Source organism: Pseudomonas sp. FBF18, assembly GCF_024261405.1.
GTDB lineage: Bacteria > Pseudomonadota > Gammaproteobacteria > Pseudomonadales > Pseudomonadaceae > Aquipseudomonas > Aquipseudomonas palmensis.
This window is the reverse complement of sequence record NZ_QKRS01000006.1, coordinates 249,550-269,114: the sequence shown is the minus strand read 5'-3', so window position 1 is coordinate 269,114 and position 19,565 is coordinate 249,550. Positions and strand designations below refer to the sequence as shown.

Annotated in this window: 15 protein-coding genes; 8 read left to right on the top strand and 7 right to left on the bottom strand. The window is 65.1% G+C overall.

Annotated elements, in window-relative coordinates; translation table 11 throughout:
• Positions 1-89 precede the first annotated feature (89 nt).
• Positions 90-4,001, bottom strand: a complete 3,912-nt coding sequence (hrpA, locus tag DN387_RS12565; RefSeq protein WP_054914945.1) for an ATP-dependent RNA helicase HrpA — start codon at positions 3,999-4,001, stop codon at positions 90-92.
• A gap of 443 nt (positions 4,002-4,444) precedes the next feature.
• Here hrpA and DN387_RS12560 point away from each other — a divergent pair, with 443 nt between their 5' ends.
• On the top strand, positions 4,445-5,809 hold the full coding sequence (locus DN387_RS12560) for a glutamine synthetase family protein (RefSeq protein WP_054914946.1): 1,365 nt from the start codon (positions 4,445-4,447) through the stop codon (positions 5,807-5,809).
• A gap of 27 nt (positions 5,810-5,836) precedes the next feature.
• On the top strand, positions 5,837-7,144 hold the full coding sequence (locus tag DN387_RS12555; protein ID WP_054914947.1) for an FAD-binding oxidoreductase: 1,308 nt from the start codon (positions 5,837-5,839) through the stop codon (positions 7,142-7,144).
• 90 nt (positions 7,145-7,234) lie between these two features.
• Here the strand turns inward: DN387_RS12555 and fadD1 are convergent, their stop codons facing one another.
• Both fadD1 and fadD2 read right to left on the bottom strand, forming a co-directional pair.
• On the bottom strand, positions 7,235-8,932 hold the full coding sequence (gene fadD1, locus DN387_RS12550) for a long-chain-fatty-acid--CoA ligase FadD1 (RefSeq protein ID WP_043864162.1): 1,698 nt from the start codon (positions 8,930-8,932) through the stop codon (positions 7,235-7,237).
• Positions 8,933-9,215: 283 nt separating this feature from the next.
• A complete protein-coding gene (gene fadD2, locus DN387_RS12545; RefSeq protein WP_043864163.1) occupies positions 9,216-10,904 on the bottom strand; it encodes a long-chain-fatty-acid--CoA ligase FadD2 in 1,689 nt (562 codons plus the stop codon).
• Positions 10,905-11,105: 201 nt separating this feature from the next.
• Between fadD2 and DN387_RS12540 the strand changes: the two genes are divergently transcribed.
• The 3 genes from DN387_RS12540 to DN387_RS12530 are packed head-to-tail and all read left to right on the top strand — an operon-like array spanning position 11,106 to position 13,352.
• On the top strand, positions 11,106-12,050 hold the full coding sequence (locus DN387_RS12540; RefSeq protein WP_054914948.1) for an alpha/beta hydrolase: 945 nt from the start codon (positions 11,106-11,108) through the stop codon (positions 12,048-12,050).
• Between the two features lie 42 nt (positions 12,051-12,092).
• On the top strand, positions 12,093-12,563 hold the full coding sequence (locus tag DN387_RS12535; protein WP_043864165.1) for a MaoC family dehydratase: 471 nt from the start codon (positions 12,093-12,095) through the stop codon (positions 12,561-12,563).
• Positions 12,564-12,572: 9 nt separating this feature from the next.
• The gene (locus DN387_RS12530; protein WP_054914949.1) at positions 12,573-13,352 is read left to right on the top strand and encodes an AraC family transcriptional regulator; all 780 of its coding nucleotides are present in this window, start codon (positions 12,573-12,575) and stop codon (positions 13,350-13,352) included.
• A 193-nt stretch (positions 13,353-13,545) separates the two neighbouring features.
• Here the strand turns inward: DN387_RS12530 and DN387_RS12525 are convergent, their stop codons facing one another.
• The 3 genes from DN387_RS12525 to DN387_RS12515 form a co-directional block, all read right to left on the bottom strand.
• Positions 13,546-14,205, bottom strand: a complete 660-nt coding sequence (locus DN387_RS12525) for a LysE family translocator (RefSeq protein ID WP_043864167.1) — start codon at positions 14,203-14,205, stop codon at positions 13,546-13,548.
• An 82-nt stretch (positions 14,206-14,287) separates the two neighbouring features.
• The gene (locus DN387_RS12520; protein WP_043864168.1) at positions 14,288-14,620 is read right to left on the bottom strand and encodes a type II toxin-antitoxin system HicB family antitoxin; all 333 of its coding nucleotides are present in this window, start codon (positions 14,618-14,620) and stop codon (positions 14,288-14,290) included.
• A gap of 309 nt (positions 14,621-14,929) precedes the next feature.
• A complete protein-coding gene (locus DN387_RS12515; protein WP_054914950.1) occupies positions 14,930-15,886 on the bottom strand; it encodes a threonine dehydratase in 957 nt (318 codons plus the stop codon).
• 88 nt (positions 15,887-15,974) lie between these two features.
• On the opposite strand from DN387_RS12515, the gene DN387_RS12510 reads away from it, so the two are divergent.
• The 3 genes from DN387_RS12510 to ada all read left to right on the top strand — a co-directional run bounded on the left by DN387_RS12510 (position 15,975) and on the right by ada (position 19,240).
• Positions 15,975-17,300: a PLP-dependent aminotransferase family protein gene (locus tag DN387_RS12510; RefSeq protein WP_054914951.1), complete on the top strand. Its 1,326-nt coding sequence runs from the start codon at positions 15,975-15,977 to the stop codon at positions 17,298-17,300.
• Between the two features lie 152 nt (positions 17,301-17,452).
• Positions 17,453-18,076 (top strand): DNA-3-methyladenine glycosylase, encoded by a 624-nt coding sequence (locus DN387_RS12505; RefSeq protein ID WP_054914952.1) that lies wholly within the window; start codon positions 17,453-17,455, stop codon positions 18,074-18,076.
• A gap of 93 nt (positions 18,077-18,169) precedes the next feature.
• Positions 18,170-19,240 (top strand): bifunctional DNA-binding transcriptional regulator/O6-methylguanine-DNA methyltransferase Ada, encoded by a 1,071-nt coding sequence (gene ada, locus DN387_RS12500; protein ID WP_043864172.1) that lies wholly within the window; start codon positions 18,170-18,172, stop codon positions 19,238-19,240.
• Between the two features lie 3 nt (positions 19,241-19,243).
• Here ada and DN387_RS12495 read toward each other — a convergent pair whose 3' ends face one another.
• Positions 19,244-19,501: a DUF2790 domain-containing protein gene (locus DN387_RS12495; protein WP_043864173.1), complete on the bottom strand. Its 258-nt coding sequence runs from the start codon at positions 19,499-19,501 to the stop codon at positions 19,244-19,246.
• Between the last annotated feature and the right edge of the window lie 64 nt (positions 19,502-19,565).

The following is a 19,565-nucleotide window of genomic DNA, read 5'->3' as shown; positions in this document are numbered from 1 at the left end:
GGCAGTACGCTGTGCTGCATTCTGTAGCTACCGTGGCAGGTACCTGACACGGTAGCGAAGTTCGCCAAGTGTGCCACAAGTTCCGGGGATTAGGCTTCCACCAGACTCCATTGCTTGGCCAGGCGCTTGTCGGAAATCGGTACCTTGGTACCCAACTGCTGGGCAAACAGCGACACGCGGTATTCCTCGATCCACCAGCGGTACAGCACCAGTTGCTCGTCGCGCTTGCCCTCCTGGGCATGCTTGTCGGCACGCGCCTTGTACTGTGCCCACAGACCGCTCAGCTCGCCGCTCCACACGCGGTCCTTCTGCACCTGCGAACCGAGTTTTTCCAGACGCAGCTCCACTGCCTTGAGGTAGCGCGGCAGTTCCTTGAGCCAGATGCCCGGGGTTTCCCGCACAAAACCCGGGTACACCAGGTTGGCCAGTTGCTGCTTGATGTCGTTGAGCGCCACGGCCTGGGCCAGGTCGATCTTGCCCTTGAAGCGCTTCTGCAGACCGTGCCAGAGCTTGAGTATCTCGAGGGTCAGGCGGGCCAGGCGCTCGGCGTGATCGGCCCAGTGGCCGCGCTTGCGTTCGGCCAGCGAAGCAAGCCCGGCACCGTCGCGCGGCAGGCTGCTCTCGCCGTCGAGGATGCAGGTGTCCAGGCTGGCCAGCAGGATGTCCTCGACCAGCGCATCGACACGCCCCAGCTCGCGGTACAGCAGGCCCAGTTCGGTCAGCCCCGGCAGCTTGCCGCGCAGGAACTTCGCCGGCTCGGCCAGTTGCTGCAGCAGCAGCCGCTGCAAGGCTCGGCGGTGCTGGAACTCGGCTTCGGCCTGGGTCGAGAAGCGCCCTTCCTTGACCGTACCGCCCTCTTCCACCAGCGCCGGGTACACCGTCATCGACAGCCCGGCGATCTTCTGCTGGGCGGTCTGGGCCACCTCGGCAAACACCTTGGCTTGCACCGGCTGCTGGGCCTTGGCCGATTGCGGCACGGCCAGCGCGGCCTGGCTGGCAGCAACGAAGCGCGCCGTCAGCTCGGTCAGGTCGCGGCCTTCACCCAGGAACTTGCCCTGGGCATCGACCACTTCGATGTTCATGCGCAAGTGGCCTTCCACCTGCGCAGCCGCCTCGGCCCAGGCCTCGTCGCTGACCCGCGCACCGGTCATGCGCAGCAGTTCGCGGCCCAGCGCCTGGGGCAGCGAGCCGTCGGCGAAGGTCATGCGCTGCAAGGCGGCCTTGACGAAGTCGGGCACCGGCACGAAGTTCTTGCGCAAGGCCTTGGGCAGGTTGCGTACCAACGCAATGCACTTGGCTTCCAGCAACCCCGGCACCAGCCATTCCAGGCGCTCGCCCGGCAGGCTGGGCAGCAGCGGCGCCGGCACCCGCACGGTAACGCCGTCGCGGGGGTGGTTGGGTTCGAAGTGATAGCTCAGCGCCAGGCTCAGGTCGCCGATGCGCAGGGTATCGGGGTACTGCGTGGCGGTGACTTCACTGGCCTCGCGGGCCAGCACGTCCTCTTCGCGCATGATCAGCAACTGCGGGTCTTTCTGGCTGGTGACGCGGTACCAGCTGTCGAAGGTCGCGGTCTGGTGGATCTCGGCCGGCAGGCGCGCCTCGTAGTAGGCGTACAGGGTCTCTTCATCAGCCAGGATGTCGCGCCGGCGGGCCTTGGCCTCCAGCTCGTCCAGCTGCTCGAGCAGGCGCGTGTTGGCCGCCAGGCACTTGGCCCGCGACTGGATCTCACCGCCCACCAGGGCCTGACGGATAAACAGCTCGCGCGAGGCCTGCGGGTCGATCGGCCCGTAGTGCACCGGGCGCCGGCCGACCACGATCATGCCGTACAGCGTGACCTGCTCGAAGGCCACCACCTGGCCGCGCTTCTTCTCCCAGTGCGGTTCGAAGTGGTTCTTCTTGATCAGGTGCCCGGCCAGCGGCTCGATCCAGTCCGGCTCGATCTTGGCCACCATGCGCGCATACAGCTTGGTGGTCTCGACCAGTTCGGCGGTCATCAGCCATTGCGGGCGTTTCTTGCCCAGGCCCGAGGACGGGTGTACCCAGAACCGCCGCTGGCGTGCGCCCAGGTAGTCGCCGTCCTCGGTCTTCTGGCCGATCTGGCTGAGCAGCCCGGACAGAATTGCCTTGTGCAGGCGCGGGTAGTCGGCCGGCTCCTTGTTGATGCTCAACTGCAGGTCGCGGCAGATCAGGCTCAGTTGCCGGTGTGCATCGCGCCATTCGCGCAGGCGCAGGTAATTCAGGAAATTCTTGCGGCACCAGTTGCGCAGCGGGCTGGCCGTCAGGGCCTGACGCTGTTCTTCGAACCCACGCCACAGGTTGACCAGCGCGGCGAAGTCCGAGTCGCTGTCCTTCCACTGCGCATGGGCCTGGTCGGCAGCCTGCTGGCGCTCGGGTGGACGCTCGCGGGGGTCCTGCACCGACAGTGCACTGGCCACGATCAGCAGTTCCTGCAGGCTGCCCTGCTTGGCGCCTTCGAGCAGCATGCGGCCCAGACGCGGGTCCACCGGCAGGCGCGCCAGCTGGCGGCCCAGCGGGGTCAGCTGGTTCTCGCGATTGACTGCCGAGAGTTCCTGCAGCAGGTTGAAGCCGTCGCTGATTGCCTTGCCATCCGGCGGCTCGATGAACGGGAAGGCGTCGATCTCGCCCAGGCGCAGGTGCAGCATCTGCAGGATCACCGCAGCCAGGTTGGTGCGCAGGATCTCGGGGTCGGTAAAGGCGGGCCGACCATTGAAGTCGTCCTCGCTGTACAGGCGCACGCAGATGCCCGGTTCGACCCGCCCGCAACGGCCCTTGCGCTGGTTGGCACTGGCCTGGGACACCGCCTCGATGGGCAGGCGCTGTACCTTGGCACGGTAGCTGTAGCGGCTGATGCGCGCCGTGCCGCTGTCGATCACGTAGCGGATGCCCGGTACGGTCAGCGAGGTTTCCGCAACGTTGGTGGCCAGCACCACGCGCCGCCCCGGATGGGACTGGAAGATCTTCTGCTGCTCGGCCGGCGACAGCCGTGCATACAGCGGCAGGATTTCGGTGTGGCGTAGCTGTGCCTTGCGCAGCATCTCGGCGGCATCGCGAATTTCGCGCTCGCCGGGCAGGAACACCAGCACGTCGCCCGGGCCCTTGCCGATGCTGCGCTCATGGGCGGCAATCTCGTCGAGGGTGGCCAGGATCGCCTGGTCGACGGTCAGATCGTCCTCGACGCGGTTGCCCTCCTCGTCCTGCTCGCTGGTCAGCGGCCGGTACCAGGTCTCGACCGGGTAGGTACGCCCGGACACCTCGATGATCGGCGCATCGTTGAAGTGCCTGGAAAAGCGCTCCAGATCGATGGTCGCGGAGGTGATGATGACCTTGAGGTCGGGGCGCCGCGGCAGCAGGGTCTTGAGGTAGCCGAGCAGGAAGTCGATGTTCAGGCTGCGTTCGTGGGCTTCGTCGACGATGATCGTGTCGTAGCGTTCCAGAAAGCGGTCGTGCTGGGTTTCGGCCAGCAGGATGCCGTCGGTCATCAGCTTGACCAGGGTGTTGGCATCGCTCTGGTCTTCGAAGCGCACCTGGTAGCCGACCAGCGCGCCCAGCGGCGTACCCAGCTCTTCGGCCACGCGGGTGGCCACGCTGCGCGCGGCAATCCGGCGCGGCTGGGTGTGGGCGATCTGGCCGTGCTGGCCGCGGCCCAGTTCCAGGCAGATCTTGGGCAACTGGGTGGTCTTGCCCGAGCCGGTTTCGCCCGCGATGATCAGCACCTGGTGGGCGGCCAGCACCTTCTTGATTTCGTCACGCTTGGCCGCGATCGGCAGGCTGTCGTCGTAGTGGATGCGCGGCACGCTGGCCTTGCGCGCGGCGACCTGATCGCAGGAGGCCTGTACCCGGGCGGCCCACTGGGCCAGCTTGGCCTCGTCAGGGCGCTTGCGCAGGTCATGCAGTTGCCGACGCAGGCGATGGCGCTCGGCGATCATGGCGTGGTCAAGGTTTTTCAGCAGTTGCTCGATGGCGGCGTTCTGGTCAGTCATGACGTCTTTTTAATAATGCAGGTGAGCCTGCTTTCACATGATCGGCGTAGTTTGGTCGGGGATTGTCGCAGATTTGCCCTGCCACGGCACGGTTCGCCATGCAGGGCCATTGTTTAGCCATTGATTAACTGAAGGTATACAAAGGCCGATTTAATGAACCTTCCCACGCGTGGGAGTATCCATGCATGACTTTGCCAGCGTGTACGCCCCGCCCCCTGATGCGCCCTTCGTTCCCGAAGGTGCGGGCGCGCCCCGGTGAAAATCCGCTGTTCAATAGCATCCTCGCGTTCTGGGCCTTGTGGCATTGCCGCCATGCCCGCCCACCAGATACCGCCCTCGCACCCCACTGATACCGCTGGCCCGGTTGCGGCCACCCTGTCGACCGATCGACGTGCCCACTGGCGCGCGATCCTGTACGCCGTCACGGCGTAAGCGAGTGCACCATGCAGTTTGCCCCTGTTTCCGAGGCCGAGGATTTCCTGGCCGCCAACCCCGATATCGAGATGATCGAGCTGTTCATCCTCGACGCCAACGGCGTGCCCCGCGGCAAGCTGCTGCACCGCGAGGAACTGCTGGCCGTGTATGAAAGCGGGCGGCCGCTGCCCAGCACCATCCTCGGCCTGACCCTCAATGGCGACGATGTGGAGAACTCGGGGCTGGTGTGGGACGTGGGCGATATCGACTGCCGCGCATACCCGCTGGCCGGCAGCCTGGTGCGCATGCCGTGGCGGCAGATCCCCACGGCGGCATTGCAGGTGAGCATGCACCCCAGCGAAGGCCTGCCGGCCACCGTCGCCGACCCACGCCAACTGCTGGCCAAGGTGGTCGACGCGCTCAAGGCCGATGGCTATGAGCCGGTAATGGCCTGCGAGCTGGAGTTCTACCTGCTCGACCAGAAGCGCGATCACCTGGGCCACCCGCAACCGGCACTGGATACCGACGGCGGCCGCCCCCGCGCTACCCAGGTATACGGCCTGCGCGAGCTGGAGCAGATCGAACCGTTTCTGGCCGACCTGTACAGCGCCTGCAAGGCCCAGGGTATTCCTGCGCGTACCGCGATTTCCGAATACGCCCCCGGCCAGGTGGAGATCACCCTGGAGCACGGCGACGCCTTGCTGGCCATGGACCAGGCGGTGCGCTACAAGCGCCTGGTCAAGGGCGTGGCACACAAGCACGGCATGCAGGCCTGCTTCATGGCCAAGCCGTTCGAGCACCTGGCCGGCACCGGCATGCACATGCACGTGAGCCTGGCCGACGCCGCCGGCCACAACCTGTACGCCAGCGAAGACAAGGCCGGCACGCCCCTGCTGCGCCAGTCGGTGGGCGGCATGTTGGCCATGCTGCTCGACTCGCTGCTGCTGTTCTGCCCCAACGCCAACTCCTATCGCCGCTTCCAGGCCAACAGCTATGCACCGCTGGCGCCGACCTGGGGTGTGGACAACCGTACCGTGAGCCTGCGCGTGCCCGGCGGGCCGGCCAACACCCGACATATCGAACACCGCATCTGCGGCGCCGATGCCAACCCGTACCTGGCAGCCGCAGCCATTCTGGCCAGCATCCACCATGGCATCCGCCAGCAACTGGACCCCGGCGCCCCGGTGCAGGGCAACGGCTACGCCCAGGCCAAGACGCTGCTGCCCACCGACTGGCTGACCTCGCTGACCGCGCTGGAGCGCTCCAGCTGGGCGCGCGAAGCGTTCGGCGAGGCCTTCCTCGGGGTGTACCTGGCGGTCAAGCGCGCCGAGTTCCGCCAGTTCATGGCCGAGGTCGGCGAGCAGGACTGGCGCTGGTACCTGACCCAGGCCTGAGCCCCCTATTCTTCAAGGAACACACCCATGAATGCAGCCCTCAACCACGGCACCGCCCAGCGCAGCGCCTCCTACTACACCGCCAGCCTGAACGACACCACCCAGTACCCGACCCTGCAGGGCACGGTCGAGGTCGACGTGGTGATCATCGGTGGCGGCTTCACCGGCGTGGCCAGCGCGGTGGAACTGGCCGAGCGCGGTCTGAAGGTGGCCATCGTCGAAACCAACCGTATCGGCTGGGGCGCCAGCGGGCGCAACGGCGGCCAGGTCACCGGCAGCCTGTCGGGTGACGAGGCCATGCGCAAACAGATGCGCAAGCGCCTGGGCGATGACGTGGACGATTTCATCTGGCAACTGCGCTTTCGCGGCCACGACATCATCCAGCAACGGGTCGAACGCTACGCCATCGACTGCGACCTCAAGCACGGCCACCTGCACGCGGCCATGAAGCCTGCGCACATGACCGAACTGCAGGCCTTCGCCGACGAAGCCCAGCGGCGCGGCATGGGCGAGCAGGTGCAGATGCTCGACCGCGAGGCGGTGCGCCAGCACCTGGACAGCCCGTTGTACCTGGGCGCACTGAAGAACCTGCGCAACCTGCACCTGCACCCGCTCAACCTGTGCCTGGGTGAGGCGCGGGCAGCGCACCAGCTGGGCGCGCTGATCTTCGAGAACTCCGAAGTGCTGGAGATCGTGCATGGTGACAAACCTGCGGTTGTCACGGCCAAGGGCCGGGTCAACGCACGCCAGGTGATGCTGGCCGGCGACGTGTACCACAAGCTGGAAAAGCCCCAGCTCAAGGGCAAGATCTTCCCGGCCATGGGCGGCATCGTGACCACCACGCCACTGGGCGAGCTGGCCCGCAAGCTCAACCCGCAGGACCTGGCGGTGTACGACTGCCGCTTCGTGCTCGACTATTACCGCATGACCGCAGACGGGCGCCTGCTGTTCGGTGGCGGGGCCAATTATTCGGGACGTGATTCGCGGGATATCGCGGGGGAGCTGCGCCCGTGCATCGAGGCGACCTTTCCGGCGCTCAAGGGCGTGCCGATCGAGTTCCAGTGGAGCTGCGCGATGGGCATCGTGGTCAACCGCATTCCGCAGTTGGGCAAGCTGTCGGACAACGTGTGGTACTGCCAGGGGTATTCGGGGCATGGCATTGCCACCAGCCACATCATGGGCGAGATCATGGCCGAAGCGATCACCGGCACATTGAGCCGATTCGATACCTTTGCCGGCTGCAGCCACATCAAGGTGCCGATGGGCGATGTGCTGGGCAATCCATTGCTGGCGGCGGGGATGTGGTACTACCAGATGCTTGAGAAGCTGCGTTGAAAACATCGCGGGTCAAGCCCGCTCCCACAGGGATCACTACTGTCCTTGTGGGAGCGGGCTTGACCCGCGATGAGGCCCGAAGGTTAAACCTCAGGCGATCTTCTTGAGGCCCAGCTTCTTCAACTCCTCATCGCGCAACTCGCGCCGCAGGATCTTGCCCACGTTGGTGGTCGGCAAGGCATCGCGGAACTCGATCAGGCGCGGCACCTTGTACGCCGTGACATTGGCGCGCATGTGCTCCATCACCTGGTCCTTGGTCAGGGTCACACCCGGCCGCGCCACGATGAAGATCTTGATCAGTTCGCCCGATTTCTCGTCCGGCACGCCAATGGCGGCGCACTGCAACACGCCCGGCAGGGTCGCCAGCACGTCTTCGAGTTCGTTCGGGTAAACGTTGAAGCCAGACACCAGAATCATGTCCTTCTTGCGGTCGACGATGCGCATGTAGCCATCGGTCTGGATCACCGCGATATCACCGGTCTTGAGCCAGCCGTCGGCATCCAGGATCTCGGTGGTCGCCTCTTCGCGCTGCCAGTAGCCCTTCATCACCTGCGGGCCCTTGATGCACAGCTCGCCGATCTCGCCCAGCGCCAGCTCCTTGCCATTGTCGTCGATCACCTTGCACAGGGTCGACGGCAGCGGAATGCCGATGGTACCGATCTGGTTGTGCTCGGCCGGGTTGACCGCCGCCACCGGGCTGGTCTCGGTCATGCCGTAGCCTTCGCAGATGGAGCAACCGGTGACGCTCTTCCAGCGCTCGGCCACCGCCACCTGCAGGGCCATGCCGCCCGACAGGGTGAGCTTGAGCCCCGAGAAGTCCATCTTGCGGAAGGTCTCGTTGTTGCACAGGGCCACGAACAGAGTATTCAGGCCGACGAAGCCGGTGAACTTCCACTTGGACAGTTCCTTGACCATCGCCGGCAGGTCGCGCGGGTTGCTGATCAGGATGTTGTGGCTGCCGATCAGCATCATCGCCATGCAATGGAAGGTGAAGGCATAGATGTGGTACAGCGGCAGCGGCGTGATCAGGACCTCGCAGCCCTCGCCCAGGTTCGAGCCCATCAGCGCACGGCATTGCAGCATGTTGGCCACCAGGTTGCGGTGGGTCAGCATCGCACCCTTGGCCACACCCGTGGTGCCACCGGTGTACTGCAGCACGGCGACATCGCCGCTGTCGGGGCTGACTTCGTTGACCGCCTTGCCCTGCCCCTTGGCCAGCGCATCGTTGAACTTGACGGCCTTGGGCAGGTGGTAGGCCGGCACCATCTTTTTCACGTACTTGATCACACTATTGATCAGCAGACGCTTGAGCGGTGGCAGCAGGTCGGCCACTTCGGTGACAATGATGTGCTTGACCTGGGTCTTGGGAACGACCTTTTCGGCCAGGTGGGCCATGTTGGCCAGGCACACCAGCGCCTTGGCACCGGAATCGTTGAACTGGTGTTCCAGCTCCCGCGCGGTGTACAGCGGGTTGGTGTTGACCACGATGAGCCCGGCGCGCATCGCACCGAAGACGGCCACGGGGTATTGCAATACGTTTGGCAGTTGTACCGCGATGCGGTCACCGGGCTGCAGGTCGGTATGCTGCTGCAGGTAGGCGGCAAACGCCCCCGACAGCTCATACAGCTCGCCATAGGTGAGGGTCTTGCCCAGGTTGCTGAACGCCGGCTTGTCGGCGAAACGCTGGCAGGACTGCTTCAATACCGCTTGAATGTTCGGATACTCATCAGGATTGATTTGCGAGGCAACCCCGGCTGGGTACTTATCCTTCCAAAAGTGTTCGATCATGGAAGCCCACTCCTCCAGCAACAGCGAAATCTTCTCCGCAGTCGACGCGATTATTATTGATATGTGATGACGGATTGCTACAAACCGAAGCATCAGAAGCGCGCCGAGAGTAGCAGCTTTGCCAGAGGGCGCCTAGAGCCAAAGTGGGCCGCAAAGTCACATAAATGACTAACGAATACCCAGTAGTCATTTTTAGAGTAAAGGGTCTATTCAGCAAAAGCTTCGCCGGCAAGGCCGGCTCCTACACGGCAAAGTAGGAGCCAGCCTGGCCGGCGAATGGCTTTCAGGCGATATCGCGCAATTCCCGGCGCAGGATCTTGCCCACCGGGGTCATCGGCAGCGAATCACGCAGCACGATCTGCTTGGGCACCTTGTAGCCGGTGAAGTTGGCCTTGCAGTAGGCCTTGAGCTCCTCGACGCTCACGCCGCCATCGCGTGGCACCACGAACAGTTTCACCGCCTCGCCGGAACGCTCGTCCGGCACTCCGATGGCCGCGCAGTTGGCCACCTTGGGGTGCGCCATCACCACGTCCTCGATCTCGTTGGGGTACACGTTGAAGCCCGACACGATGATCATGTCCTTCTTGCGGTCGACGATGCGCGTGAAGCCGTCCGGGTCGATCACTGCAATATCGCCGGTCTTGAGCCAGCCCTGCGCATCGAGTACCTCGGCGGTGGCGTCCGGACGCTGCCAGTAGCCCTTCATCACCTGCGGCCCCTTGATGCACAGCTCGCCGCGCTCGCCCAGGGCCAGCTCGTTGCCGTCATCATCGATCACCTTGTACGCGGTATCGGGCAGCGGTATGCCGACCGTACCCAGGCGCGCCTGCTGGCCGTAGGGGTTGGTGCTGGCCACCGGCGAGGTTTCGGTCAGGCCATAGCCTTCGACGATGCGACACCCCGTGATGCTCTCCCAGCGCTCGGCAGTGGCCTTGACCAGCGCCGTGCCGCCGGAGTTGGTGACCTTCAGCGAGGAGAAGTCCAGGTTCTTGAAATCCGGATTTTCCATCAGTGCCACGAACAGCGTGTTCAGGCCCAGCAATGCCGAGAAGCGCCACTTTTTCAGCTCTTTGACAAAGCCCGGTATGTCGCGCGGGTTGGTGATCAGCACGTTGTGATTGCCGGTGACCATCATGCACATGCAGTTCGCGGTGAAGGCATAGATGTGATACAGCGGCAGCGGCGCGATCATCACCTCCTGGCCTTCCTTGATCATTCTCTGCCCGTCCGGCCCCAGCTGCGAAAAGCACGCCAGCACCTGCAGCATGTTGGCCACCAGGTTGCCGTGGGTGAGCATCGCGCCCTTGGGCAGGCCGGTGGTGCCGCCGGTGTACTGCAGCACCGCCACGTCATCGAGCGTCACCTGCACCGGCTTGAGCGCATGGCCACGGCCCTGGCGCATCACCTGCCGGAACGGCACCGCCTGGGGCAGGTGATACGCCGGCACCATCTTCTTGACCCGTGCCACAACGGTGTTCACCAGCCAGCCCTTGGCCAGCGGCAGCAGGTCGCCCATCTTCGCCTCGATCAGCACCTCGATGCCGGTATCGGGCAGCACCTCCTGCACCAGCTTGCCGAACATGTTCAGGTACACCAGGGCACGGGCGCCGGAGTCCTTGAACTGGTGGCGCATCTCGCGCGCGGTGTACAGCGGGTTGGTGTTGACCACGATCAGCCCGGCGCGCATCGCGCCGAACACGGCAATCGGGTACTGCAGCACGTTGGGCATCTGCACCGCGATGCGATCACCCGGGACCAGGTCGGTGTGCTGTTGCAGGTAGCCGGCAAAGGCCGCGGACTGGCGATCCAGATCGGCGTAGGTCAGGGTGACGCCCAGGTTGGTGAACGCCGGGCGGTCGGCGAAGCGCTTGCAGGAGCGCTCGAACACCTCCAGCACCGACTTGTAGACAGTCAGGTCGATATGTGAGGGCACGCCCGCGGGGCGCTTGTCATTCCAGAAGTCAGCTTGCATTTATTCTTGTCCTCATTCCTGAGCCTGTGGGCTGCCTGCATGCAGAAAATCGCATCGTGTGCCGACGTTAGCAGTTAAGCCGCAGGGGGCAAACATGCCAAGACCTGTCATTAACATTCTGAATCTTGTTGCCATCATCCGTTCAATTACACAAATGGGCTATACACTTGCAGGATCAGCCACTTGCGCAAGGGAACCGCCATGAACCACGACGTGTTCTGGCTGCCGGCCAGCAACCATTGCAGCCTGCATGTGTATCAATGGCTGCCCGCCGCGCCGATCCGGGCCGTGGTGCTGCTGGCCCATGGCATGGCCGAGCATGCCGGGCGCTACCAGCGCCTCGGGCAGGCCCTGAGCGCTGCCGGCTTCGCGCTGTATGCCCACGACCAGCGCGGCCACGGGCGCACCGCCGAACACGGCACCCTGGGGCTGTTCGCAAGCCACCAGGGCTGGGACAGCGTGGTCAACGACCTGGCCAGCCTGGCCCAGCACATCGGCCAGCAGCACCCGGGCGCCCCGCTGTTCCTGTTCGGCCACAGCATGGGCAGCTACATCGTCCAGGCCTACCTGCTGCACCACAGCGCCAGCCTGCAGGGGGCGGTGCTCAGCGGCTCCAACTTCCAGCCACCGGCGCTGTACCGCGCGGCCTGCGTGATCGCCCGCCTCGAAGCCTGGCGCCAGGGCCCGCTGGGACGCAGCGCCCTGATCGACTGGCTGTCGTTCGGTTCGTTCAACAAGGCGTTCAAGCCCAACCGCACGGCCTTCGATTGGCTCAGCCGCGACAGCGCCGAGGTCGACGCCTACGTGGCCGACCCGCTGTGCGGGTTTCGCTGCACCAACCGCCTGTGGGTCGACCTGCTGATGGGCCTGGAACACATCAGCCAGCCGCGGCACCTGGCACAGATCGATCCCAACCTGCCGATCCTGGTGATGGGCGGCGAATGTGATCCGGTGAGCGCCGGCAAGCGTCTGAAGGATCTGGTCGGCGCCCTGCGCCTTGCCGGCAATCAGCGCGTGCAATTGCAGCTCTACCCGCAGGCACGCCATGAACTGCTCAACGAAACCAACCGTGACGAGGTGACGGCGGCGCTCATCGCCTGGCTCGAGCAGGCGCTGACCCAGGGCCGCCCGGCCCGCAGCGAGTGATACAGTACGCACCTTGTCCGAACCTTGAAGGAAACAGCCTGCATGACCCAGGTCACCAACACGCCTTACGAAGCCCTCGAAGTGGGCCAGACCGCCAGCTTCAGCAAGACGGTCGAAGAACGCGACATCCAGCTGTTCGCCGCGATGTCCGGTGACCACAACCCGGTGCACCTGGATGCCGAATTCGCGGCCAGGAGCATGTTCAAGGAACGCATTGCCCACGGCATGTTCAGCGGCGCGCTGATCAGTGCCGCAGTGGCCTGCGAACTGCCCGGCCCCGGCACCATCTACCTGGGCCAGCAGATGAGCTTCCAGAAGCCGGTGAAGATCGGCGACACCCTGACCGTGCGCCTGGAAATCCTCGAGAAGCTGCCCAAGTTCCGCGTGCGCATTGCCACCCGCGTGTTCAACCAGCACGACGAACTGGTGGTGGACGGCGAAGCCGAGATCCTCGCCCCGCGCAAGCAGCAGAGCGTCGATCTGGTGAGCCCGCCGCCGATCACCATCGGCTGATAGCGTCCCATGGCGCTGGTTACCGAGCACCTGCAGGCGGGCGGCCTGGTCGAGGCCTACTGGGTCAGGGCCAGCGCCGCCAGCTTTCCGCGTCATGCCCATGACGAGTATGTGCTGGGCGTTAACCTGAGCGGTTGCGAGCAGATCTGGCTGGACGGACGTGAGCTGCAGGCGGCGCCGGGTCAGGTGACCCTGTACAACCCGCTGGCGGTGCAGGCCTCCACCTTCGACCCGGCAGGCGTGGAGTACATCAGCCTGCACATGGCGCCCGAGGCGATAGCCCGGTTGGTCAGCCAGAACAACCTGAACAGCCCGCTGTTCGAGCAAGGCGTGTTCGACCAGCCTGCGCTGTGCCAGGCGATCGTGGCCTTCGCCCGTGCGCCGGCACACTCCGGCCATCAGGAGGAAGCCTTGTTGGCCCTGCTGGCGCAATGGCTGGAGCAGTCGCCCGGCAGGCCCGGCGAATACAGCCACGCATTGGCCCAGGCGCTGCAGTTCATGCGCCAGCACCTGGGGCACAAGCTTGAGCTGGACGAGCTTGCGCAGGTGGCCGGGTTGAGCAAGTACCACTTCGTGCGCAGCTTCAAGAAGGCCACAGGGCTGGCACCCCTGCAGTACCACATGCAACTGCGCCTGATCGAGGCACGCCGTTGCCTGCGCGCCGGCCTGCACCCGCTGGACGTGGCCCAGCTTCTGGGCTTCTACGACCAGAGCCATTTCATCAACAGTTTTCGCCGGGTAATGGGCGCCACGCCCCATCATTACTGGCAGGCGTTCAAGCCTTCATAAGCAAAAGAGCTGCTGGCGCAGCCCTGACCGGTCAATGCGGCAAAAAGCCTGCCGTCCCGTCCTTGGAACGTTTTGCCGTGCGTTTTTCCTTGGCGGTTTTGGCGGGTTTCTTCTTGACCGATTTTTTCGCATCCAGACCTTTCATGACAGGCCCTCCGCTGAGCGCGACACCTGCTTGCCGGTGACCGACTGATTATAGACCCGCCCCGGCGACCGGCGCGGCGAGGATGAATTCGCGGTAGCCCGATACGATCACGTACACCGCGAAATAGCAGAAGATGCCCGCCGAGGCCAGGTACGACCAGGTCAGCAGACGGTCGCCCAGCAGGCGCCCGCCGTGGCTGGCCAAGGTGCACAGCGACGCGCACCACAGCAGCCCGGCAATGAAGAACCCGCTGAGAAACAACCCGGCCTCGAGCATGCCGCCTGCGCCGGAGCGCGAGATCAGCACCCCGCCGACCGCGGCAAACCACAGGATCGCGCTGGGCGAAGACATGGCCAGAAAGATGCCGCGCAGAAACTCGCGCCAGGGCGATTCGCGCACCATCTGCTGGCTGGTGTCCATATGCGCATTGCCGCGCCAGGCGGCCAGCAGCATCTTCAGTGCAAACCACACCAGCAAAAGCGAACCGCCCACCCACAACACCCAGCGCACGCTGGTGAACTGCAGCAGCACGGTCATGCCGAGCAATGCGGCCACGGCATAGATCAGATCCCCCACACAGGTGCCCAGCCCCAGCCAGAAGCCCTGCAGAAAGCCGCGCTGCATGGCCAGGGTGATCATGGCGATATTGGCCACGCCTATATCCAGGCACAACGACAGGCTGAGAAGAAATCCGTTGGAAAATGGCATGAACGCTCGACTACCGACGATGAAGGGCAGGCGCCATTAGACTCAGTGAGGGAGGGTGGTGTATTGGAAGAAATTGCCGTGCTCAGGCCCGCGCGGCCCGCTCGAAGACCTCATCGGCCCATTGATTGAGACTCTTGCCTGCAGCCTGCGCCGCGATGCTGGCAGCGGCGTGCACCTCTGGCCGGATACGCAGCATCACCTTGCCAGAAGCCGGTTTCTCGGGAGCGATGCCCTGTTCAGCACAATCGGCCAGGTAGTCTTCAAGCGCCAGGCTAAACGCTTCATGCAGCGCACTCACGGAGCTTGCGTGAAAACTGATGATGTCTCGAACCCCGAGTACCCGCCCGACGAAGATATCGTCGCGTGCGTCGTATTCGACACGAGCCGAATAGCCCTTGTAAGTCATGCTGCTCATACCTGAACTCCTGCCCGCGAGAGAAATTCACGGGCTTCTTCAACCTGATATCGCTTGGCCTCTTTGCCTGGGTGCGGGCGGTGGCAGCGCCACTGCTGATCGCCCAGCACCAGCTTGAGCCTTGAGCCCTCACGCTCGATGACCCGCCCCCCCAAGATGGAGAACCAGCGCTTCAATATCGGAGAAGACCACAGAAGAAAGGGTCGGTATCCGAAAAATGGCATCGAGGGTCTTTCGATATCGATTGTTCATCGGAAAATGCTATCAAAATAAGATAGCATTTTTTCCAAAGGAGTCATTCAGGATCTTTCAGTGACCCGACAGCACCTGCGCATACCGCTCCCGGTCGATATTGGCGCCACTGAGCACCACTGCCACCTTGCGCCCCTGCTGGCGCTCGCGCTCCTGCAACAACGCCGCCAGCCCCGCCGCACCGGCGCCTTCGGCGGTGTTGTGCGTGTCTTCGTGGAAGATGCGCATGGCGTTGGCGATTTCAGGGTCGCTGACGCGCACCACCCGCGCCGCGCCCTGGCGGATGATCTCGAACGCCTCGGGCAAGGGCATGCGGCATGCCATGCCGTCGGCGAAGGTGTTGGCGGTTTCGGTGGTGACGATGCGGTTCTGCTCGAAACTCGAGGCAAAGGCATCGGCCTCGGTGGACACCACCCCGACGATCTCGGTGTGCAGCCCCAGCAGGTCACGGGTACGAATCAGCCCGCAGATGCCCGAGCCCATGCCGATCGGCACGTACACGCAGTCCAGCGCCGGTACGGCCTCGAACAGCTCCAGCGCGTAGGTGGCCACGCCGCGGATCAGGTCCGGGTGGAACGGCGGCACGCTTTCATAGCCGTGCACCTGCGCCAGTCGCGCCGCCTCGGCCCGCGCCAGGTCGAAATCGGCGCCATGCTCCACCAGTTGCGCACCCAGCGCGCGCATGGCGGCATTCTTTTCCCGCGAGTTGCCCTCGGGCACCACGATGATGATCGGCAACCCGGCACTGCGCGCCGCCAGCGCCAGGCTCTGCCCGTGGTTGCCACGGGTGGCGGTGACCAGCCCGCGCACCGTGGGTGAGCGCGCCAGCAGCGCCTGCACGTACAGCAGCCCGCCGCGAACCTTGAAGGCACCGGTGGGCGCGTGATTCTCGTGCTTGACCCACACCTGGCAGCCCACGCGTTCGGCCAGGCGCGGCCAGGCGTACTGGGGCGTGGCAGGAACGCGGGTGTGTACCAGGCGGGCAGCGTCGCGCAGGGCGGACAGGTCGAACATGAGGCACCTCGATGGCCAGGGGAATTGACCTGATCCTAGTCGCGCCGCATTGTATGGGTGAACCCTTATATTGCATGGCCAACAATAAATGTGGACCCCCACCCTAGGCGACACCTCCCTGCCCCGCTACCTCGAACTGGTCGAGGCGATTGCGCGGGCGATCGAAAGCGGCGAGCTGAAAGTGGGCGAGCGCCTGCCGCCGCAGCGGCGCCTGGCCTGGAACCTGGGCCTGAACCCCAGCACCACCCAGCAGGCGTACCGCGAGGCAGCGGCCCGGCACCTGGTGTCCGGGGAGGTAGGGCGAGGCACCTACGTGCTGGCGGGCAGCAAGGAAGCCACGCTGTTCCGCCTCAAGCAACCCGGCCAGCAAGCGACGCAGATCGACCTGTCGACCAATGTGCCGGTGGCCGACGACAGCAACCCCGACCTGGCGCATGCCTTGCGCCATCTGCTGGAACAAGGCCCTGCCGGCCAGCTCGAGCATTACCTGGGTGCCGAACAGTTGCTGCGCGGGCGCCTTCAGGGCGCCGCCTGGCTGCGCCGGCGCGGCCTGCAACTGGACGAGCGCCAGGTGCTGCTGTGCGGCGGTGCCCAGCTGGGGTTGTTCAACGTGCTGCTTTCGCTGTGCCAGCCAGGAGACGCCGTGATGGTCGAGGCCTTGACCGCACCCGGCATCAAGGCGGCCTGTCGACAGTTGCGCCTGCCGTTGCACGAGGTTGCGCTGGACGGCCAGGGCATCCTGCCCGACGACCTGGACCGTGTCGCACGGGCCACCGGCGCGCGGGTCGTGGTGCTGACGCCGACCCTGCAGAACCCCACCGGCGCCTGCATGGGCGCTGCGCGCCAGGCCGCCATTGCCGCAGTGATCGAGCGCCATGCCCTGACCCTGATCGAAGATGATGTCTACGGTGCCCTGGCCGATACCCCGGCGCTGCTGGCACAGGTGGGCGGGCGCGGCGTGCTGGTCACCAGCCTGTCGAAGAGCGTCGCGGCCGGTTTGCGCCTGGGCTGGATCGTCGGCAGCGCCGAGTTGCTGGCGCGCATCGACCCGCATGCCCAGGCAACACACTGGCCGGTGTCGCCGCTGGACCTGGAGATCGCCTGCCGCTGGATCGATGACGGCACCGCGACGCGACGCGTGGCCTGGCAGCGTGAAGAAGTGGGTCAGCGCTGGCGGATGGCCAGGCGGATACTGGGCAAGGCATTGGTGGGGGATGTGCCTTCGCCGCATGTCTGGGTCAACGGTGTGCGCGCCACAGCGTGCCGTGATGCCGGCGTGGCAGTGGTGCCAGCCGAGGTGTTCGCGGTGCGCCAGGGCGACCGGGCAGCGGTGCGCATCAGCCTGTCGGCGGCGCAGAGCCGGGCGCAGTTGAAGCAGGCGCTGGAAAGGGTGGCGGCAGTGGTTTCAGGGTGAGCGGGCTGCCCCTTCGCCGGCAAGACCGGCTCCTGCAGAGAACGCGGTACCGGTGCCGGCGAAGAGGCCCTCCAATTCAATCGCAACATCCGGAGTGAAACCCCAGTCACCTTTTCTACACTGAACCTGCTCCCTTACCCACGGAAACCGGCATGAACCCGCTGTTCTACACCCAGGCCTGCGCCCACCTGGCCAGCCTCGACCCGAAGTGGGCCGCGCATATCGAGCGCATCGGCCCATGCCTGCACCAAACGCTGCCCACCCGCGACCCGTATCAGGCGCTGGTCAGGTCGATTGCCTACCAGCAATTGCACGCCAGGGCCGCCGAAGCGATCCTGCGGCGGTTCCTGGCGCTGTACCCCGGGCAGGCCTTCCCCAGCCCCGAGCAACTGCTGGCCACCGCGCCCGAGCAACTGCGTGCCTGCGGGTTTTCCGCGAGCAAGCTGGCCACTATCCAGGGCATCGCCCAGGCTCGCCTCGACGGCCTGGTACCCGACCATGAGCTGGCCCGCCGTCTCGACGAAACCAGCCTGATCGAGCGCCTGACGCAACTGCGCGGGGTTGGACGCTGGACCGTGGAGATGCTGCTGATCTACACCCTTGAACACATGGACACCCTGCCCGCCGATGACTTTGGCGTGCGCGAAGGCTACCGTCGCCTGTTCGCCCTGCCCGCCCAGCCCACGCGCAAGCAGATGCTGGAACTCGGCGCCCCGTGGAGCCCGTATCGCACCGTGGCCGCCTGGTACCTGTGGCGCGTACCCGCCACCGGCTGAAACCCGGGCGAATTCCACCGCAAGACCCGGAGTGCCGCCCCGCACGGCGCCACCTACCCTCACCACATCGCCCTCAGCCAAGAGCCACACGCCATGCCCCGCACACCTTCGATCGATGTCAACGACCCACGCTGGCAAGCCGTGCTGGCCCGCGACGCCGCGGCGGATGATGATTTCGTCTATGGGGTTCGCACCACCGGGGTCTACTGCCGCGCCTCCAGCCCGTCACGGTTGCCGCGCCCGGAGAACGTCGAGTTCTTCGACACTGCCGCCCAGGCCGAGGCCGCCGGCTATCGCCCCAGCCGGCACTACGCCGCCGACCCGCGCCAACTGGCCGAGCAGCATGCCACCCAGGTCACCCGGGCCTGCCAGCTGATCGAAACGGCCGAGGTCGAGCCCAGCCTCAAGCAAGTGGCCGCCCATGTCGGCATGAGCCCGTATCACTTCCACCGGGTGTTCAAGGCGGCGACCGGCCTCACCCCCAAGGCCTACGCCAATGCCAGACGCGCGCACAAGGTACGCCGGCAGCTTGAGCAGCCGGGCTCGATCACCGACGCCCTGTACAAGGCTGGCTACAACTCCAACAGCCGTTTCTACGAAGACAGCAACGCCCGGCTGGGCATGACCCCAGCCGCCTATCGCGCGGGCGGCGCCAATGCCTCGATCCGCTTTGCCATTGCCCAGTGCTCACTCGGCGCGCTGTTGGTGGCCCAAAGCGAGCGCGGGGTGTGCGCCATCCTGCTGGGCGACGACCCCGAGGCGTTGCTGCACGACCTGCAGGACAAGTTTCCCAAGGCCGAACTGATTGGCGCCGACGCCGAATTCGAGCAGTGGGTGGCCAAGGTGGTGGGGTTCATAGAAGCGCCCGCCCTGGGCCTGGACCTGCCGCTGGACCTGCGCGGCACGGCCTTCCAGGAGCGGGTGTGGCAGGCGTTGCGCAGCATCCCGGCAGGCAGCACCGCCAGCTACGCCGAGATCGCCCAGCGCATTGGCGCGCCCAGGGCAGTCAGGGCGGTGGCCCAGGCGTGCGCCGCCAACAGCCTGGCGGTGGCAGTGCCCTGTCATCGGGTCGTACGCAGTGATGGCAACCTGTCCGGCTACCGCTGGGGCGTGGAGCGCAAGCAGGCGCTCCTGGCCCGGGAACAACAGCCCAGTGACCTGTAATGATCAGCCCTGGCTGCAGCCATCGCCCATGGCGCGGTACTCGATGGTGTGGCGCTGGCCCTGATGGTCTTCATAGGTCATGGTGGCCGGCACCACTTCGCAGACATTGGGCAGGGTCGAGAGGCTGATCACCCGGGCGATGTCCAGGTTGGTCGAATAGTCATATTGCTCGACCACCGGCTGCGCAGCAGCGGTCTTGACCTCGTCCGCCAAGGCGAACGAAGAGACACCCACCAATACAAGTGCAAGTAAGGTTTTCATGGTATTAGGCCTGCAAAGCAATCAAACGAAGTGTTTGACTTCATCAGCCGAGTTGGCGCGGAGA

Bases quoted from the DNA above. Each gene is read 5' to 3' on its own strand.
- DN387_RS12555 (WP_054914947.1), top strand. From the start codon at position 5,837: ATGAATGCAGCCCTCAACCACGGCACCGCCCAGCGCAGCGCCTCCTAC.
- DN387_RS12520 (WP_043864168.1), bottom strand. From the start codon at position 14,620: ATGAGCAGCATGACTTACAAGGGCTATTCGGCTCGTGTCGAATACGAC.
- fadD2 (WP_043864163.1), bottom strand. From the start codon at position 10,904: ATGCAAGCTGACTTCTGGAATGACAAGCGCCCCGCGGGCGTGCCCTCA.
- DN387_RS12535 (WP_043864165.1), top strand. From the start codon at position 12,093: ATGACCCAGGTCACCAACACGCCTTACGAAGCCCTCGAAGTGGGCCAG.
- ada (WP_043864172.1), top strand. From the start codon at position 18,170: ATGCCCCGCACACCTTCGATCGATGTCAACGACCCACGCTGGCAAGCC.
- DN387_RS12525 (WP_043864167.1), bottom strand. From the start codon at position 14,205: ATGCCATTTTCCAACGGATTTCTTCTCAGCCTGTCGTTGTGCCTGGAT.
- DN387_RS12510 (WP_054914951.1), top strand. From the start codon at position 15,975: ATGTGGACCCCCACCCTAGGCGACACCTCCCTGCCCCGCTACCTCGAA.
- fadD1 (WP_043864162.1), bottom strand. From the start codon at position 8,932: ATGATCGAACACTTTTGGAAGGATAAGTACCCAGCCGGGGTTGCCTCG.
- DN387_RS12530 (WP_054914949.1), top strand. From the start codon at position 12,573: ATGGCGCTGGTTACCGAGCACCTGCAGGCGGGCGGCCTGGTCGAGGCC.
- DN387_RS12495 (WP_043864173.1), bottom strand. From the start codon at position 19,501: ATGAAAACCTTACTTGCACTTGTATTGGTGGGTGTCTCTTCGTTCGCC.
- DN387_RS12515 (WP_054914950.1), bottom strand. From the start codon at position 15,886: ATGTTCGACCTGTCCGCCCTGCGCGACGCTGCCCGCCTGGTACACACC.
- hrpA (WP_054914945.1), bottom strand. From the start codon at position 4,001: ATGACTGACCAGAACGCCGCCATCGAGCAACTGCTGAAAAACCTTGAC.
- DN387_RS12560 (WP_054914946.1), top strand. From the start codon at position 4,445: ATGCAGTTTGCCCCTGTTTCCGAGGCCGAGGATTTCCTGGCCGCCAAC.
- DN387_RS12540 (WP_054914948.1), top strand. From the start codon at position 11,106: ATGAACCACGACGTGTTCTGGCTGCCGGCCAGCAACCATTGCAGCCTG.
- DN387_RS12505 (WP_054914952.1), top strand. From the start codon at position 17,453: ATGAACCCGCTGTTCTACACCCAGGCCTGCGCCCACCTGGCCAGCCTC.